Source organism: Bradyrhizobium sp. TM102 (genome assembly GCF_009176685.1).
Taxonomy (GTDB): domain Bacteria; phylum Pseudomonadota; class Alphaproteobacteria; order Rhizobiales; family Xanthobacteraceae; genus Bradyrhizobium; species Bradyrhizobium ottawaense.
Genome location: NZ_AP021855.1, coordinates 3572684 through 3588828, shown reverse-complemented (window position 1 = coordinate 3588828; position 16145 = coordinate 3572684). Strand labels below are relative to the sequence as shown.

The following is a 16145-nucleotide window of genomic DNA, read 5'->3' as shown; positions in this document are numbered from 1 at the left end:
AATGAGGGTCGCCACTCTCGATCGCGCTGCAGAATTGTCGAGGCCGCACTGAATTGCGATCACGCCGTTCCTGTCGGCCTTGAGTGCTGGGATCACTTTGCTGAAGACGATACTATGCTTCGGCGAAGACATTGTTCGTTGTCCTTTTTTGGTTGAAGACTGCGTGACGGTAAATCTCCCTTTTGCCGATGACTAAGACCTTGTACGCTTGGAGCTATGCCTCAGAGATATACGAGGAACCATGGAACTCCGGCATCTGCGCTATTTCGTTGCCGTCGCTGAAGAAGGCAGCCTGCTGACTGCCGCCCAGCGCCGGCTGAACACCTCGCAGCCATCGCTGAGCCGGCAGATCCGCGATCTCGAATCCGAAGTCGGCGTTCAGTTGTTGGAGCGCCAGCCGCGCGGCGTAACGCTGACCGCAGCCGGACGAGTGTTTCTTGATCACGCGAGGCTGGCGCTGCTGCAGGTTCAGGCGGCTACGGAGGGAGCCCGGCAGACGGCGCAACCGCAAAAGCCCACCCTCTCCATGGGATTTCTCGTCGGGTTGGAGGTCATGTGGCTCCCCCAGCTTCTGCGTATCCTCCGCGAGGAAGCCCCCGATCTCCAGGTGACGCTCAGCACGCAATCGTCACCGGAACTTGCGCTCGCATTGATGCAGGGGAAGTTGGACATCGCTTTCCTCCGTCCTGAGAAAGACAATGAGGGCGTCGTCTTCAAGCAGTTGGCGAAGGAGCCTTTGATCGCCGTGCTGCCGGCCGAACATCACCTGGCATCGCGCAAAAAGATTCGTCCCCAGGATCTCGCCCGCGAAATCTATGTCAGCTCGGCAAGAACGTCTCCGGTCTTGCAAGAGGTCATCCAGAACTACGCAGCTCGGGTCGGGATTACTCTGAACGCGAAGTACGAAGGCGAGAACATATCATCGGCCATGTCACTCGTGGCTTCCACGGGCGGAATCAGCCTCGTACCCCTCTATGCGCAGAACATGCTGGCACCAAACGTCGTCGCTAGAGCACTTGACGGCGGCACGCCAACAGTCGAGTTGGCCCTGGGATACAATCGGGAAAATCCGTCGCCCTTGCTGCGTCGGCTGCTATCCCGTGCGGATGAATTGGTCGCAAACGTGCAAAATCAGAGCATCATTCGCTATGTTGAAGCCCAATAGGTGGCGGCACGAAGCCTGATCCGGAAAAGTGCGCAACCCTACGCCAGATACTGCGCCAGATAGCCTTCCATCGCATACAGCGCGCAGAGCGCGAGGCTCGACCACACCGCGGCGCTGAAATACAGGAACATCCAGGTCAGCTCGCCCTTCCAATGCGCGATGTCGTGGGTCACCACCCAGCGCGTCGAGACGTCATGCAGGCCTTCGAGGAAGCCCAGGAACGTGTTGCCCTCGGCGTGCCCTGCGCGCCAGCGGCTGAGATACATCGGCACGTCGACGGTGACGAGGAAGGCGAGGAAGCAGGCGATACCGACGATGCCTGACATCAGCGCCCAGCGCACCACGCCCTGGAATTCCGGCATCAGGCGGCACAGCGCGATGCCGGCGAGGAAGAAGGTCACCGCCCACAGCGAGTTCTCGATCGCGTTGTAGAGGAAGTTGGTCGTCACCACCGCGTACCAGGAGAAACACTCCGCGATGATGATGATCGGCACGATGACGAGCGCGATGTTCACCGCGGTCTCGGCGCCCGTCATCTTGCCGAGCTGATGCAGGATGATGGCCCATTGCGCGACGAAGCAGAGCTCGGCCACGGTCGCGACCGTGCGGCCGACGACGACGCTCGACAGCCAGGTGTCGAACAGGCAGATGCGCTGCACGTCGGCGCGCGGCAGGAACGAGCGGAACGCGCAGCCGAACACGTAGCCGGCGCACAGCAGGAACATCAGCCCGATGTCCGAGCCGCCGCTGAGGCTGCCCGCAGGCGTCGGGTAGAATTCGCGGTACAGCATGAACCACACCAGGATGTTGGCGCCGCTCACGAGCGTGAGGGATCCCCACCACCACGCGAGGGGATTTGACCGCGCCTGCCACTGCAACATGAACCGCTCCGCAAATTATCGATCTGACATGTCGTCGTAATAATCCTGTCACAACACGACATGCAATCACGACAAAAATCTGTGTGTGCGGCCCGGTCCGGCGCGTCCTTCAACGAAAACGTCGACGCGATATCGGTGTCCACATATCGGACAATTTCGCTGATGTTGTCGAATTTATTGGACAGAAGTAATTTGACCGTCTGATATTCGTGGATGGCCCCGAGAGATTCATCCAAACCGCGACATCCGCTCTCCTCCGCCGCCGCAGTGCTGGCGGACAGTGTCGATGACGCCGCCTTCGCAACGACACTGGCAAAGGGACTCGTCGTGCTCGAGGCGTTCAAGGCCGGGAGCACGCTGCTGGGTAACATGGAGCTGTCGGCGTTGACGGGCATCCCGCGGCCGACGGTGGCGCGGCTGACGCACACGCTGGCCGAGCTCGGCTACCTCCGCTACGACGCCGAGCGCGCCAAGTACCGCGTCGCTGCGCGGGCACTGCGGATCGCGCATCCTCTGCTTGCCGGGATGCAATTCCGCCAGATGGCGCGGCCCATGATGCAGGAGCTGGCGCTCAGCGTCCGCGGCACGGTCTCGATCGGCCTGCTCGACGCCACCTCGATGATCTATGTCGAGACCGCGCGCTCCGGCGATGTCGGACCGCACGCGCCGGACATCGGCATGCCGATTCCCTTGGTGATGACCGCCATGGGACGCGCCGCGGCGGCGACCTTGCCGCCAGCCGATGCAGACCGGCTCGAGCGGAACATCGGTGCTGAAGACCCCGAGCTGTGGTCGGCCTTTCGCGACAAATACCGGGCCGGGATCGCGCAATGCAAAAGCCGCGGCTTCTGCACCTGCTGGGGCGAGTACATGGCCTCCATCCATGCCGTCGCCGCGCCGCTATTTCACGCGAGCGAATCGAAGCAGTCGTTCTCGATCAATTGCGGGATCCCCGCGTTCCGGCTCCAGCCGGGCCAGTTGGAGGGCGAGATCGGTCCGCGCATCGCGGCGCTCGCCGACAGCATCCGCGCCATCGTCGGGCAGGCAGAGTCCGCGCCGCCGCGCAAGACCAAGAAGATCACAAGCGCCGGAAAATGACATGGCTGGACCGCTCGAGGGACTGAAAGTTCTCGACATCGCGACGATCATTGCAGCGCCGTTCGCAGCAACGCTGCTGGCCGACTACGGCGCCGAGGTGCTCAAGATCGAGATGCCCGGAAACGGCGACGGCGTAAGGTCGTTTCCGCCGTTCAAGGACGGCAAGCCGCTGTGGTGGAAGGCCGCCAATCGCAACAAGAAGTTTGCCACGCTCGATCTGCGCACTGGGGAAGGACTTGCGCTGTTCAAGCAGCTGCTTCCGCGCTTCGACGTGCTGATCGAGATTTTCCGTCCCGGAACGCTCGATCGCTGGGGCTTGCCTAAGGAGGTGCTGTGGGCGATCCAGCCGCGCCTCGTGATCCTGCGCGCCACCGCCTTCGGGCAGGATGGGCCCTATCGTGAGCGGCCCGGCTTTGCCCGCATCTTCGAGGCCATGGGCGGGCTTACCTACATCACGGGGGAAAGCGACGGCGAACCGACCCATCCGGGATACCCGATCGGGGATTCGATCGGCGGCCTGTTCGGCGCCGTCGGCGTGCTCGCGGCGCTGTGGAAACGGGCGCGCGATCCCGATGCGCCCGGCGAGGAGATCGATCTTTCGCTGACTGAGGCAACCTTCCGCCTGCTCGACGTCCTCGCCATCGAGCACGACCAGCTCGGCACTGTTCGCAGCCGGATCGGCAATTCCAACGGCTATTCGGCGCCGGCCGCCGTGTTTCGCACCAGCGACGATCACTGGGTGACGCTGGCAGGTTCGACCAACGCGCTGTTCGCCGCGAACTGCCGGGCAATCGAGCGCCCCGACCTGATCACTGATCCGCGCTTCGCCAGCAACGACCGGCGCGTCAAGCACGCCGCCGAGCTCAACGACATCTTCGCCGGCTGGTGCGCCGCCCATCCCCTCGAGGAGGTCCTCGCGCGATTCAATGCAGCGCAAGGCACCCTCGCCCCGATCTATTCGATCGACCAGATCGCCGACGACCCGCAAGTGAAGGCGCGCGAGGTGATCACCCGCGTTGCCGACAAGCATTTCGGCACCGTCGCCATGACCAATGTCGTTCCGCGTTTCACCAATGATCCCGCGCGATTGCGTCACGCCGCCGGCGACGTCGGCGAGGACAATGACGAGGTGTTTCGAAACTGGCTCGGCCTTTCGGACCAGGAGATCGAAAGGCTCACCGCGCGAAAGGTGATCTGAAATTGACAAGAAGACCAACAATAAAAGGGGAGGAAGAAAACAGTGACATCATTCAAGGTCACCCGCCGAACCCTGCTGGGCACGCTCGCAGGCGGGCTCGCCGCCGGCTCGGGCCTGACGGCCCAGGCCGAGGATGCATGGCCCTCGCGCATGGTGCGGCTGATCTCGCCCTACGGGCCCGGTGGCTCCAACGACATCTCGTTGCGACTGCTCGCCGAAGAGTTCGGCCGCAGTCTCCGTCAGCAGTTCATCGTCGAGAACAAGCCCGGTGCCGGCACCCGCATCGCCAACGACATGGTCGCCCATGCATCGGGCGACGGCTACACCATTCTCTATGTCGCGGCTCCCTACGCAACCGCCGAGGCGCTGTTCGGCAAGCTGACTTATGACCGCGGGGATCTGCAGCCGGTGGCGATGGTCGTGGTCGCGCCGCTCTTCCTCATCATCAGCGCCGACGCGCCGTTCAAGACGCTCCCCGAACTGATCGCCTACGGCAAGTCGAAACCGGATGGGCTGACCTTCGCGTCTCCCGGCGCCGGCTCGCAGCCGCACCTTGCCGGAGAGCTCCTGTTTCGCGACGCCGGCGTCAAGGGTCTCAACATTCCGTTCCGGGGCGATGCCGCGTCCTACACCGAGCTGCTTGCCGGCCGCGTCGATGCCACGCTGACGGCGCTGCCGACCGCCCTGCCCTACATCCAGAGCGGCAAGTTCACCGTGCTCGGCGTCGCCTCGCCCGAGCGCAGCGCGCTCTACCCGCAGGCGCCTACACTGCGCGAGCAGGGTTTTCCCAACGTGGCTGCCGCCGGCTGGTACGGCTTCATGGCGCCCGCCACGACGCCGCGCGCGATCGTCGACAAGTTTCAGGCCGAAGTCCTGCGCGCGCTCGCCGAGCCGGCGATCAAGGACAAGCTGACCGCCCAGGGCCTCGAAGTGCGTGCCGGCACCGCGGCCGAGTTCGGGCAGTTCATCGACGCCGAGACGCAGAAATGGACCAAGCTGATCCGCGACGCCGGTCTCAAGGGCGAATAGCAATCGGGAAGGACCGGACATGACGAGCACTCTTCTCAAGCACATCGCGGCCTCCGCACTGTTTCTCGCGCTGTCGAGCGCGGCAGCGCAGGCGCAGAAGACATACGATTCCGGCGCGTCCGACACGGCGATCAAGGTCGGTCAGACCGTGCCGCTCAGCGGCCCGGCCTCCGCCTATGCCGTGATCGGCAAGACCCAGGCCGCCTACATGAAGATGATCAACGACCAGGGCGGCGTGAACGGCCGCAAGGTCGAGCTGATCCAGTATGACGATGCCTATTCGCCGCCGAAGACCGTGGAGCAGACCCGCAGGCTGGTCGAAAGCGACGAGGTGTTGCTGACGTTCCAGATCATCGGCACGGCGCCGAACGTCGCCGTGCAGAAATATCTCAACGCCAAGAAGATCCCACAGCTGTTTGCCGCGACTGGCGCGGCGCGCTTCACCGATCCCAAGAACTTTCCCTGGACCATGGGATTCAACCCCTCCTACCTCGTCGAAGGCCGCATCTACGCGCAATATCTGCTGAAGAACCATCCGAACGCGAAGATCGGCGTGCTCTACCAGAACGACGACCTCGGCAAGGATTATCTCGCGGGACTCAAGGCCGGCCTCGGCGAGAAGGCGAAGATGATCGTGGCCGAGACATCCTATGAGATCACCGAGCCGACGATCGACTCGCAGATCCTGCGGCTGAAGGATGCCGGCGCCGACGTGCTGTTCAGCGCCACCACGCCGAAGCAGGCGGCGCAGGCCATCAAGAAGGTCGCGGAGATCGGCTGGAAGCCGCTACACATCATCGACATCAACGCCTCCTCGCTCAGCGCCGTGCTGAAGCCGGCAGGTCTGGACAATTCCAAGGGTGTCGTCAGCGTCGGTTACGTCAAGGATGCCGCCGACCCCGAATGGAACGACGATCCCGGCATGAAGCGCTACCTCGCCTTCATGGCGAAATACTATCCCGACGGCGACAAGGATTCGAACCTGAACGTCTATGGGTACATCACCGCCCAGCTGCTGGTTCAGGTGCTGAAACAATGCGGCGACGACCTCACTCGCGACAACGTGATGCGGCAGGCCGCCAGTCTCAAGAACGTCGAGCTCGACCTGACGCTGCCGGGGATCTCGGTCACGACCACACCGACCGACTATCGCATCAACAAGCAGTTCCAGATGGTGCAGTTCGACGGCCAGCGCTGGCAGAAGCTCGGCGACATCGTGACAGACGAAGCGAAAGAGTGAGGCGGCGACAGGCGCAATTCCGTTGCGGCGCTCATTGCCCTCCAGCGAGGCGGCTGCCGCTGCGGATGACATCGTCGCGTTGGCCGACATGACGCTGATATTCGGAGATCGCGCGGTTGGCCATCCGGATCCGGTTCGTCTGCCCCTCCTCGACCATCATGGTGATGCGCTGTGCCAGAAACACGCAGGCCTCGAACTCGTCGCCGATGGCGCCCGTCCGCGTGAGAAAGTTCCAGGCGATCTCATAGGCCTGCTCGGCGGCGGGGTTGCGGTAGTCGCTGAAGATAATGTGCGCCATCACCGGCAAAGCCGCAGGCGCGCGATCGTTCCTGTGGCGAGCGCACTGCCGAGTTGAGGCCATAGAAAAGCCACCGGCCGCTCTGGCGTGCCGGTGGTCCATATCGGCAGGGATTGCGTGGGGCTACGCCGCCTGGCGCTGATGCGACAGGAACTCCATGGTCACCTTATCGACATTGGAGTCGATCCAGGCGGCCATGCACCGAAGTTAACCTGCGATAGCACCGCCAACACCTTCGCCGACGCAGCTCCTCCACATCGACGCGCGTAGGAACGGTTGGCCGCGCGCGTGATTGGTCCGCCGTAACCTCAGGGAGAAGCAACATGCGTAAGACAATTCTGACGATCTTCACAGCAGCCGTGCTGGCTGGTGCTTCAGTCGGCGCAGCGGTCGCACAAGGTGCCGGCGGTGGTGCAGGTGGTGGTGCAGGTGGTGCCGGTGGTGCGGGAGGTGCAGGCGCCGGTGGCGCGGGTGCCGGAGCGGGAGCAGGTGCTGGCGGCAGCGGCGCTGCCGGAGGAAGCGGAAGCGCTGGCGATGGCTCCGGCGGCGGCAGTGGCGGAAGCACTCATACGCAACGCGGCGGGCAAGGCGCCTCCAGCGCTCCAGGCATGCGCAACGAGACCACTCCGCCGTCGAGCGGCACCACACCGCGCCGCTAGAGCATGATCCGGAAAAGTATGCGGCGGTTTTCCGGAAGGATCATGCTCAAACGATAAGCTAAAGCGCGATGAGGATTCATCCTGCTCTCATCGCGCTTTAGTTGCCTCGTCGATCGCGCTCCTGGGAAACCGATCCTTCGAGATGTACGAAAGCGCTCCCGGCGAATCCTTCGCCGGGAGCGCTTCTGTCTTCACCGCTTCATGCCCGCCACATAGGCCGCGAGCTTGTCCAGCGTCTGATAGCCATATTCGACGGCGCCGAAGCCGATCATGCCATCGCGCTGCGCGGTGCTCGAGGCCAGCTGGCGCATCATCAGCACGGTCTTGCCATTGCTCTGCTCGGCAAAGGTGACTGTGAAGCGGAACATGCCGGGATCCTCGTCCTGGTCGACGCCGTGATCCATCTCCATCAGCTGCGGCCGCTCGATGCGGCGGAAACGCATGCGGTTCGGATAGACCGTGCCGTCGGGGCCGATCATGTTGAAGCGCCAGACGCCGCCGACGCGTACGTCGATCTCGAAGGTCTCGATCTTGAATCCCTTCGGCCCGAACCATTGCGGCAGATGCTTCGGGTCGGACCACGCCTCGAACACCAGATCGCGCGGCGCGTCGATCACGCGTGACATCACGATCTCACGGTCGAGCGACCATTGCGATAGAGCGGGATTGGCAGAATTCGTCATCACTCGGAACCTTTCCGTTTGGTTGTTCGGGACGGCCGCCTGGCGGCCGCCCTCTCCTTCTCTTTCTTGAGCTTCATCACGTAGGCTTCGAACCGGTCGAGCCGCGCCTCCCAGATCGCGCGCTGTTGCTGGAACCAGTCCTCCGCACCGAGCAGCGCATCCGGGCTGAGGCGGCAGGTGCGCACGCGGCCGGATTTCTCCGACAGCACGAGCCCGCTCGTCTCCAGCACATGGATGTGTTTCATGAAGCTCGGCAGCGCCATGGCGAAGGGATCGGCGAGCTCGCCGACGGAGGCCTCGCCGGCACACAGCCGCATCACGATCGCCCGTCTGGTGGGATCGGCGAGCGCTGCGAAGACCTGATCGAGGCGGGGCGATTGGTTAGCCATGAAGCTAACTATAGAACCGCCGGGTCGGATGTCAATAATTGTTAGCTCATAGGCTAAGTAATTTGATCGCTGGCCGCGAAGCGGAACCTGAAACGCGCAATTGTGAATTGGGCCGCCGGGCGCTTCCCGCTAAATGAGACCGGGGGCACCATTGCATCGTTCGTCAGGGCACGTGCCGTCTGTTGTCACATCATCATCGTTCACCCGGCGGGCGCTCGCCCGGGCCGCGCTTGTTCCCCTCGCGATCGCGTTTCGCCCACGCCGCGCCTCCGCGGATTCCGACATGATCGCGCAGATGCGCGACATCGTCGCGAGCGAGCTGGCGCCGACCGTGACGCCGGGCCGTGCGGGCGGCCTCGCCGCCGCCCTCTATGCCGGGCGCCATGTCGAATTCTTCAACTACGGTCTTGCCGATGACGCCGCCAAACGGAAGGTGACGCCGGACACGCTGTTCAACCTCGCGTCTCTAAGAAAACCGTTCGAAGCGACGCTGGTCGCACTCGGCACGCTCCGCGGCGAGCTGCGGCTCGACGACCGCCTCCCTAAATATCTTCCCGAGCTCGACGGCGATTACATCCGCCGCGTCAGCGTCGGCGAGTTGGTCACGCACACCTCGGGGCTGTTGCTGCCGACCGACCATCCGCCCTGGCCAAACGATCAGTTCACGCGCGAGCAGTTCATCGCCATGCTGAACGCCTTCGCGCCGGCGCCCGGCGTCGCACCCGGCCGGCAGCGCATCTACACCCATGCCGGCTACGTGCTGCTTCAGCTCGTGCTCGAGCGCTGCTACGGCATGCCGATCGGCGCGTTGATCCAGCACCGCATTCTCCGCCCCCTCGCCATGGACGCCAGCTTCATCCCCGAGCGCGGCGCGGACAATCGCGCCGTCATGGACGGGGCCTGGATGCGGCGCGTGGTCCAGGGCTATTCCGACCAGGGCACGGCGGTCGGCCCAATCGGCGACCAGCAGAGCTATTTTGACTTTCCCGGCACCGGCCAGATGTTCTCCTCCGCCCGGGATCTTGCCACCTTCGCGGCGGCCTGCGTTGACGGCCGGGCGATCGATCCGAATCTGCGCGAGGCGCTGCGGATGACGCAGCGTGAGGTCTTCCGCGTCGACGACAAGTTCGGACAGGGCATGGCCTGGGAGACCGTGCGTCTGCCGGGCGTCACCGTCATCGACAAGCCCGGCGGCCTCAACAATGCGTCCGGCTATATCGGCCTCGTGCCGGCGCGGCGGATCGCCATCGTCCTGCTCGCCAACCGCGGCGAATATCCGCACGAGATCGCGCGCTACAAGATCCTGCCCGCGCTGGCGCATCTGCTGGCATCGCACGCAGGCTGAGCTTCACAACAGAAAGCCTTTTCACAACAGAAAACCCCGGCCAGGCCGGGGCTTTCCACGTGAGGATCGGAACGGGATGCTCAGTATCTGGCGACGACCGGTCCGCCGAACTTGTAGTTCACGCCGACGCGCACGATGTTGGACTTGAGATCGACCGAATGGGAGAAGGTCTGGGCCGGCAACGCCACACCGACGTTGAAATTGTTGCTGGTCATGCTGCTGCGGCCAAGATCGACGTAAAGATATTCGGCCTTCAGCGACCAGCCGTTGCCCACGGCGTACTCACCGCCGACGCCTGCTGTCCAGCCGACGCGGGTGTCGCGGATCGCTCCGGACTCGGTCGCGCCAGCAAAGGTGTCGGTGAAGCTGAAGTTGCCCCTCACCTCGGCGATGGCGGCGCCGCCGGTGGCGTAGATCAGCCAGCTCGGCGTCGCGAGGAAGCCGATGCGGCCGCGAATGGTGGCGAGCCAATCGGCCGAGACCGACGAATTGACCGTGAAGGTGGTCGGCGCGCAGCAGGGATACACGGCCGTGCTGCTCGCGCTGCCCTTGAAGCCGAAATAGTTGATGTCACCCTCGAGGCCGAGCACGGCGTTGTTGACCTGCCAGTTGTAGCCGGCGGTGAAGCCGCCGGTCACACCGGAGCTGTTGATGTGTTGGGCGCCGACCGTCCCGATGGCGGTCACGCTCGAATCGGCGAAATAGGCGGCCACCGGAAACAGCGTGGTGGTGGCGGGGTTCGCGCTGCCCCACTGCCCGCCGACATTGCCGCCGACGTAGAAGCCGGTCCAGTTATAGACTGGCGCCATCACCGGCGCCTTGGTGTAATGCGCCGCGAGGTCGGCCGCCTGAACGGATGCGGTACCCAGGACAACCGAGGCGGCCGCCAGCAAAAACTTGTTCATTCCAGTCTCCTTGCCCCACGCGATTGACCTCGCGCTTCGAATGCGCGCGGGTAAGAGGCAACCGGCGCAGTTAGGGCATAGGGCGTGCGCCACTGCTCGTCTTGGGCTGCGGCGAAGTTCGCAAGGACTGTGACGTAGTGTGCGCCTCGGATCGTGCGAACGGATGACGGGTGTGGCCGAGGAGCCACGCATCAACCACGACCGGCGGCGCGCAGCACACCCCCGTGTCGCACCACGACAAGCTCGCCAGACCGCGATTCGAGACCGCGCGCTTCAGACCGAGCGCGTCAGCCCGCCGTCGACGCGGATGTTCTGGCCGGTGATGTAGGCAGCGCCGTCCGAGGCCAGGAACGAGACCGTCGCGGCGATCTCCTCGACCTTGCCGTAGCGCTTCATCGGCACGCTGTCGCGGCGCGCGTCCAGCTGCGGCAGGCTGTCGATCCAGCCGGGCAGGACGTTGTTCATGCGGATGTTGTCGGCGGCATGGGTGTCGGTGAAGATCTTGGTGAAGGCGGCAAGGCCGGCGCGGAACACCGCCGAGGTCGGGAACATCGCACTGGGCTCGAACGCCCAGGCGGTCGAGATGTTGATGATGGCGCCACCCTTTTGCGCCTGCATGATCGGCGTCACCAGCCGCGTCGGACGGATCACGTTGAGCAGATAGGTGTCGAGGCCGGTGTGCCACTGCTCGTCGGTAATCTCGGTGATCGGCGCACGCGGCCCGTGGCCGGCGCTGTTGACGAGCACGTCGATGCGTCCCCACTTCGCCATGGCGCCGTCGACGAGGCGCTTCAAATCGTCGTTCTCCTTGTTGGAGCCGGTGACGCCGAGCCCGCCGAGCTCGGCCGCCAGCGCCTCGCCCTTGCCGGAGGACGACAGGATTGCGACGCGAAACCCGTCGGCCGCCAGCCGCCGCGCAGCCCCTGCCCCCATGCCGCTGCCGCCGGCGGTAACGAGCGCAACCTTCTCTGCTGCCATGACCGATCATCCCTTCAGTTGAGGCGAGCCGCAGGCTCGGCCTATCATGAGGCCTTCTACAGCCAGACCTGTCGGCAGGTCCATGGTCGAAGGCATCCGTCATGAGCGATATGCTGATCCGCAATTTGCGCCCCGAGGAGATCTCCTTGGCCATCGACTGGGCCGCGGCCGAGGGCTGGAATCCGGGCCACGGCGATGCCGCCTGCTTCGCGGTTCCCGACGCGCAAGGTTTCTTCGTCGGCGAGATCGACGGCGAGCCGGTCGCGACCGTCTCCTGCGTCAATTACGATGATCGCTTCGCCTTCCTCGGCTTCTACATCGTGCGCGATAGTTTTCGCGGCGCGGGCCATGGCCTGCGCATCTGGAACGCGGCGATCGCCCATGCGGGCGCACGCGTCATCGGGCTCGACGGCGTCGTGGCGCAACAGGACAATTACAGGAAATCCGGCTTCCAGCTGGCCTATGCCAACATCCGTTATGGCGGCGTCGTCGCCGCGCGCTCGAGGCCGCCCACTGACGTCGTGGCGCTCGACACGATTCCGTTTGCGCTCGTGGAAGCCGACGACGCCACCGTCTTCCCCGCCCGGCGCAGCGCCTTCCTGCGCACCTGGATCGATACATCAGGCCATGTCGGCCGCGCCCTCCTGCGCGACGGCAAGCTCAAAGCATGGGGCGTGATCCGTCCCTGCCGGACCGGCTGCAAGATCGGCCCGCTCGTCGCCGACGACCGCGCGGCGGCGGAAGCGATCGTGCAGGCTTTGCTTGCGAGCGTCGATGTCGGCGAGATCTTCCTCGACGTCCCCGCCGTCAATCGCGAGGCGATCGCGCTCGCGGAAGCGCTTGGCCTCGAGCCGGTGTTCGAGACGGCGCGGATGTACACGGGAGCGATCCCGCCGCTGCGCGTCGACCGCGTCTTCGGCGTGACCAGCTTCGAGCTAGGCTAAAACTCAGTAGCAGCGCGTGATGTTGACGGTATGCTCGCTGCCGCCGCGGCCGGGCACCGTCACCTGCTCCGTCGGGCAGCTCGGCACATAAGGCCGGTCGGACGGCACCACGTTCGGCGGGAAGCGATGCGACCAGTCCCACGGAACATCATAGGTGTAGGTGTAGCGCACGTCGGTGGAGACCGGTTGCCCGGCATCCACGAAGGGCTGGCTGTAGCCGGCGCCGTCGTAGAAGAACCCGCCGCCGCCCGGCCAGTACACGAAGGGGTTATTCCGCCGGTGGAACCGAGCTCCCGGCCCCATCGGCGCACGCGCCATCGCGCCGGAAGGCGCCGCGGTCACCCCATGCGGCGCGGCGCCGCCGGGTCTGGCAAAACTGTCAATGGGGCTAAGGAGCAGCGCGGCTGCGCTGAGCGAGGCGAATAGCGCCGCATGGGATCTGGACATCATGATACGCACCAACTCGTTTGGCTTAAGCGATAGCGGCTCCCCGCCGCTACGCTAGGCCGGGCCGTCGCCCACCCGCAAACGTATAATTAATTATTGGTTAAGACACCGGCGTAACCTGGGAACAGGTGCGGCAAGACGCCCGGGATCCCCGGCTCATTTCAAGCACTTCGTTCCGCGGCCCGCGCTTCATAACCAGTTGATCGGAGTTGATCGCTCCCGCTAGACGCAATCCCGGAACGCTCCCGCAGTGCAACCGTTGGCCCCCGACACCAGCAAGGAGCATCTCCAATGCAGAACAAGTCAAAACTCCTGTGCCTGATCACGGCATCACTCGTCGCCGGCACTGCGGCTGCCTCGGCGCAGGGCTATGATTGGAACGGACCGCGCGTGGGCTGGGACCGCACCGCGCCCGCCTACGAGCCGGTCCAGCCGCGCGCGTACTATCCTGATGTCGGGGGGCCCTATGGCGCGCTCAACGGCACCAACCATCCGACCCCGAGTTCGACACAGGGTGACGTCGGCCCTGACGGCAACAACAACGGCACGCTGACCGGCGGATATCGCTGGTAAGGCCCGCTCGCGGCGAGGCCCACCGTCCTTCGCGAACGGTGGGCCTTCGTGCGTCAACGGCCCTGCTGCTTGCGCAGCCAATCCAGCATGTCCTGTATGTTTTCCTGCGCGTTGCCGATGCCCTGCGTCACGATCGCGGTGTTGCCGCCGCTGCGCCGGTACACCGTCGTGCGTCCAGGCTCCTTCTCGATTTTGACCTCGGCCTGCGCGGGATCGCCGCTCTGCGTGATGACAGACGTGCCGTTCTCGTCCTGGACCACAGTGGTGTGACCGTCGGCAGCGCCGGCCGGCGCCGTCGCGACCACGCTCATGAGTCCTATTCCGGATGCGAGCAGGAGCAATCTCATGTCACACCTCCATCATCGGCTGAACTGAAAGATCGCCAGCCAGTTGAAACGCCCGAACTGCCTTACCGCTCCCGTATTCATGTCTCCGATCTGGAGCAGGAGCGCGTTGGTGGAATTGCCGATCTGGGTGATCTCGGCGGTGTTGCTCGCACCGGATTGACCGATGATCGCATTGGTGGTGCCGCCCACCTGGATCACATTGGCATAATTGCGCGTGCCGTTCTGGATGATGGTCGCGTCCACCGTCCCGGTGCCGCCGATCTGGATCACCCGCGCGATATTGATGCGGCTGTTCTCTTCGATCGTCACGGGCTGAACGTTGTCGCCGAACTGCACGACCGTTTCGATGCTCACGTTCCGGTTGGTCACGCTGCGCTGGATCGACCCGGCGCTCGCCTGGGTTGCCGTGCCGATGGCGGCGAGCATCGCCGCCACGGCCAACACGTGCCTCAAGATCTGTCCGCATCGCATCGCGCTTCCCCGTTCGTTCCTGGCACCGGCGCATTGGCTCGCGCCTTACGGGCCGGTCTGCACGATCGTCGAGGCGTTGATCGTGCCGAATTGCGCCACCGTGCCCGCATTCATCGTGCCGAGCTGCGATATCAGGCTCGTCGCCGACTGGCCGGTCTGACCGACGAAGGCGAGATTGTTCGTTCCGGCCTGCCCGATCGATGCGGAATTCGTTCCGCCGAATTGCAGGACGCCCGTGGCGTTGTTGGTGCCGTTCTGCGTCACTGTCGCGCTGGTGCTGCCGCCGATCATGAACACGCCCGCCATGTTGAGCTGACTGTTCTGGTTCAGCACCACGGGCGGCCCGCCGACAGAGACAATGGTCTTGATGTCGGCGGTCTGGGCACCGGCTGATCCGGTGCCCGCCGAGCACAGAGCGAGCAAGACGGCGCCCGCGCGTCCCAAATGATGTTTCATGACATGCCTCGTCAGTTCGGGTCGGCTCACGGAGCCTGCTGGATGATCGTCGAGCCGTTCAGGATTCCGAGCTGACCAACTCCGGCGGCATTGTTCGCTCCGATCTGGCCGATCAGGCTCGAATTGGAGCCGCCGACCTGGCCGGCCAGCGCGGTGTTCGACGCCGTCGCGGTCGTGCCGCCCTGCCCGATCACCGAATTGTTGACGGTCAGGAGCGAGCCCATCTGCAAGGTGGTCGCCGTATTGGTGGCGCCGAACTGCATCGTGGTCGCGTTGTTGCTGGTGCCGCCGCTCTGCGAAATGAACGAAGTGTTGGTCGTGCCGAATTGCAGCACGCTGGCGGTGTTGCCGGCGTTTGCGTCGGCGGCCGTCAGCGCACCGAGCGCCACGAAAGTTGCAATGAAATAGGTGATCCGCATGTCATTTCCTCCGCGACAATGGGCGGGCCATCGCAATTGATCGGCCGGCCGGATTGCGGTGCATTCGAGAATGGCGCGGACGCAACCGCAACTGGATGCGTCCGGCCAAACGGGGCTGTGTGTCAGTGCGCCGTCTGCGAGACGGTGCTGCCGTTGACGCCGAACACGCTGAGCTGGCCGACGGCGGCGGCGTTGTTCTGCAGCGCGGGAGGACCGAACGAGTTCTGGGTGATCGCGCTGGTGTTGTTGCCGAACGCCACCTGGCCGGTGGTCGCCGAGTTCTGCACGCCGACCTGGTTCACCGTGCTGCCGTTGTTGAGCGAGGCAGCGCCGGTCCCCTGCATCGTGGACGCAGTGTTCACGATGCCGAGCTGGCTGGTCGACGAGCTGTCATTGGTGAGGCCGTTCTGCGTGACGGACGAGCCGTTCACGACGCCGACTTGCACCGTGGTCGAGGTGTTGGCGGCCTGCGCCGCGGAGGACAGGGCGAACAATGCAACGGAAGCAAAAAACAATTTACGCATGGAGTATCCCTTTCTGGCCAAGTTGTCTGACTGAATTTGGATGCCGTCTTGGAAGAGGCCGACATCGTAGGGATACTGTGAACCGATCGTGGTCTG

General features: G+C 64.4%; 21 protein-coding genes. 8 read left to right on the top strand and 13 right to left on the bottom strand.

Annotated features, from left to right (window positions below; genetic code table 11):
• Positions 1 to 241 precede the first annotated feature (241 nt).
• Positions 242 to 1165, top strand: a complete 924-nt coding sequence (locus tag GDN70_RS17110; protein ID WP_028140926.1) for a LysR substrate-binding domain-containing protein — start codon at positions 242 to 244, stop codon at positions 1163 to 1165.
• A gap of 38 nt (positions 1166 to 1203) precedes the next feature.
• Here GDN70_RS17110 and GDN70_RS17105 read toward each other — a convergent pair whose 3' ends face one another.
• Complete coding sequence (locus tag GDN70_RS17105; RefSeq protein WP_095426257.1) at positions 1204 to 2046, bottom strand: hypothetical protein; 843 nt, start codon at positions 2044 to 2046, stop codon at positions 1204 to 1206.
• A gap of 213 nt (positions 2047 to 2259) precedes the next feature.
• Here GDN70_RS17105 and GDN70_RS17100 point away from each other — a divergent pair, with 213 nt between their 5' ends.
• From GDN70_RS17100 to GDN70_RS17085, 4 genes are read left to right on the top strand one after another with little or no spacing between them, the layout of a single operon-like run.
• Positions 2260 to 3144: an IclR family transcriptional regulator gene (locus GDN70_RS17100; protein ID WP_152102810.1), complete on the top strand. Its 885-nt coding sequence runs from the start codon at positions 2260 to 2262 to the stop codon at positions 3142 to 3144.
• 1 nt (position 3145) lies between these two features.
• Positions 3146 to 4342, top strand: coding sequence for a CaiB/BaiF CoA-transferase family protein (locus tag GDN70_RS17095; RefSeq protein WP_152102809.1), 1197 nt, complete (start codon positions 3146 to 3148; stop codon positions 4340 to 4342).
• Positions 4343 to 4384: 42 nt separating this feature from the next.
• Positions 4385 to 5371, top strand: a complete 987-nt coding sequence (locus tag GDN70_RS17090; protein ID WP_152102808.1) for a tripartite tricarboxylate transporter substrate binding protein — start codon at positions 4385 to 4387, stop codon at positions 5369 to 5371.
• A 19-nt stretch (positions 5372 to 5390) separates the two neighbouring features.
• Positions 5391 to 6611: an ABC transporter substrate-binding protein gene (locus GDN70_RS17085; RefSeq protein WP_152102807.1), complete on the top strand. Its 1221-nt coding sequence runs from the start codon at positions 5391 to 5393 to the stop codon at positions 6609 to 6611.
• Positions 6612 to 6642: 31 nt separating this feature from the next.
• Here GDN70_RS17085 and GDN70_RS17080 read toward each other — a convergent pair whose 3' ends face one another.
• From GDN70_RS17080 to GDN70_RS17065, 4 genes are all read right to left on the bottom strand, one after another.
• Positions 6643 to 6909, bottom strand: a complete 267-nt coding sequence (locus tag GDN70_RS17080) for a hypothetical protein (RefSeq protein ID WP_038950006.1) — start codon at positions 6907 to 6909, stop codon at positions 6643 to 6645.
• A 374-nt stretch (positions 6910 to 7283) separates the two neighbouring features.
• Positions 7284 to 7478, bottom strand: coding sequence for a hypothetical protein (locus GDN70_RS34970; protein WP_173015725.1), 195 nt, complete (start codon positions 7476 to 7478; stop codon positions 7284 to 7286).
• Between the two features lie 281 nt (positions 7479 to 7759).
• Positions 7760 to 8251, bottom strand: a complete 492-nt coding sequence (locus GDN70_RS17070) for an SRPBCC family protein (RefSeq protein ID WP_028140934.1) — start codon at positions 8249 to 8251, stop codon at positions 7760 to 7762.
• Entirely contained in the window at positions 8251 to 8640 is a 390-nt protein-coding gene (locus GDN70_RS17065) for a helix-turn-helix transcriptional regulator (RefSeq protein ID WP_028140935.1), read from the bottom strand. The genes GDN70_RS17070 and GDN70_RS17065 overlap by 1 nt, the downstream gene beginning before the upstream one ends.
• 283 nt (positions 8641 to 8923) lie before the next feature.
• On the opposite strand from GDN70_RS17065, the gene GDN70_RS17060 reads away from it, so the two are divergent.
• Positions 8924 to 9985 carry a serine hydrolase gene (locus GDN70_RS17060; RefSeq protein WP_173015824.1) on the top strand — a complete coding sequence of 354 codons (1062 nt, stop codon included), beginning with the start codon at positions 8924 to 8926 and terminating at the stop codon, positions 9983 to 9985.
• Between the two features lie 80 nt (positions 9986 to 10065).
• Here GDN70_RS17060 and GDN70_RS17055 read toward each other — a convergent pair whose 3' ends face one another.
• Both GDN70_RS17055 and GDN70_RS17050 read right to left on the bottom strand, forming a co-directional pair.
• Positions 10066 to 10890, bottom strand: a complete 825-nt coding sequence (locus GDN70_RS17055) for an outer membrane protein (RefSeq protein ID WP_038972920.1) — start codon at positions 10888 to 10890, stop codon at positions 10066 to 10068.
• 273 nt (positions 10891 to 11163) lie between these two features.
• Positions 11164 to 11868, bottom strand: coding sequence for an SDR family oxidoreductase (locus tag GDN70_RS17050; RefSeq protein ID WP_018320668.1), 705 nt, complete (start codon positions 11866 to 11868; stop codon positions 11164 to 11166).
• A gap of 101 nt (positions 11869 to 11969) precedes the next feature.
• On the opposite strand from GDN70_RS17050, the gene GDN70_RS17045 reads away from it, so the two are divergent.
• Complete coding sequence (locus GDN70_RS17045) at positions 11970 to 12812, top strand: GNAT family N-acetyltransferase (protein WP_152102804.1); 843 nt, start codon at positions 11970 to 11972, stop codon at positions 12810 to 12812.
• 3 nt (positions 12813 to 12815) lie between these two features.
• Here the strand turns inward: GDN70_RS17045 and GDN70_RS17040 are convergent, their stop codons facing one another.
• The gene (locus tag GDN70_RS17040) at positions 12816 to 13262 is read right to left on the bottom strand and encodes a hypothetical protein (protein WP_028140940.1); all 447 of its coding nucleotides are present in this window, start codon (positions 13260 to 13262) and stop codon (positions 12816 to 12818) included.
• Positions 13263 to 13550: 288 nt separating this feature from the next.
• Between GDN70_RS17040 and GDN70_RS17035 the strand changes: the two genes are divergently transcribed.
• Positions 13551 to 13832 (top strand): hypothetical protein, encoded by a 282-nt coding sequence (locus GDN70_RS17035; protein ID WP_038950014.1) that lies wholly within the window; start codon positions 13551 to 13553, stop codon positions 13830 to 13832.
• A 53-nt stretch (positions 13833 to 13885) separates the two neighbouring features.
• On the opposite strand, the gene GDN70_RS17030 is transcribed toward GDN70_RS17035, so the two are convergent.
• From GDN70_RS17030 to GDN70_RS17010, 5 genes are all read right to left on the bottom strand, one after another.
• Positions 13886 to 14179 carry a hypothetical protein gene (locus GDN70_RS17030; RefSeq protein WP_152102803.1) on the bottom strand — a complete coding sequence of 98 codons (294 nt, stop codon included), beginning with the start codon at positions 14177 to 14179 and terminating at the stop codon, positions 13886 to 13888.
• Between the two features lie 12 nt (positions 14180 to 14191).
• Complete coding sequence (locus GDN70_RS17025; protein ID WP_305764684.1) at positions 14192 to 14623, bottom strand: curlin; 432 nt, start codon at positions 14621 to 14623, stop codon at positions 14192 to 14194.
• 72 nt (positions 14624 to 14695) lie between these two features.
• Positions 14696 to 15106, bottom strand: coding sequence for a curlin (locus GDN70_RS17020; RefSeq protein ID WP_049801994.1), 411 nt, complete (start codon positions 15104 to 15106; stop codon positions 14696 to 14698).
• 26 nt (positions 15107 to 15132) lie between these two features.
• Positions 15133 to 15525 (bottom strand): curlin, encoded by a 393-nt coding sequence (locus GDN70_RS17015; RefSeq protein WP_028140945.1) that lies wholly within the window; start codon positions 15523 to 15525, stop codon positions 15133 to 15135.
• Positions 15526 to 15647: 122 nt separating this feature from the next.
• Positions 15648 to 16049 carry a hypothetical protein gene (locus GDN70_RS17010; protein ID WP_028140946.1) on the bottom strand — a complete coding sequence of 134 codons (402 nt, stop codon included), beginning with the start codon at positions 16047 to 16049 and terminating at the stop codon, positions 15648 to 15650.
• Between the last annotated feature and the right edge of the window lie 96 nt (positions 16050 to 16145).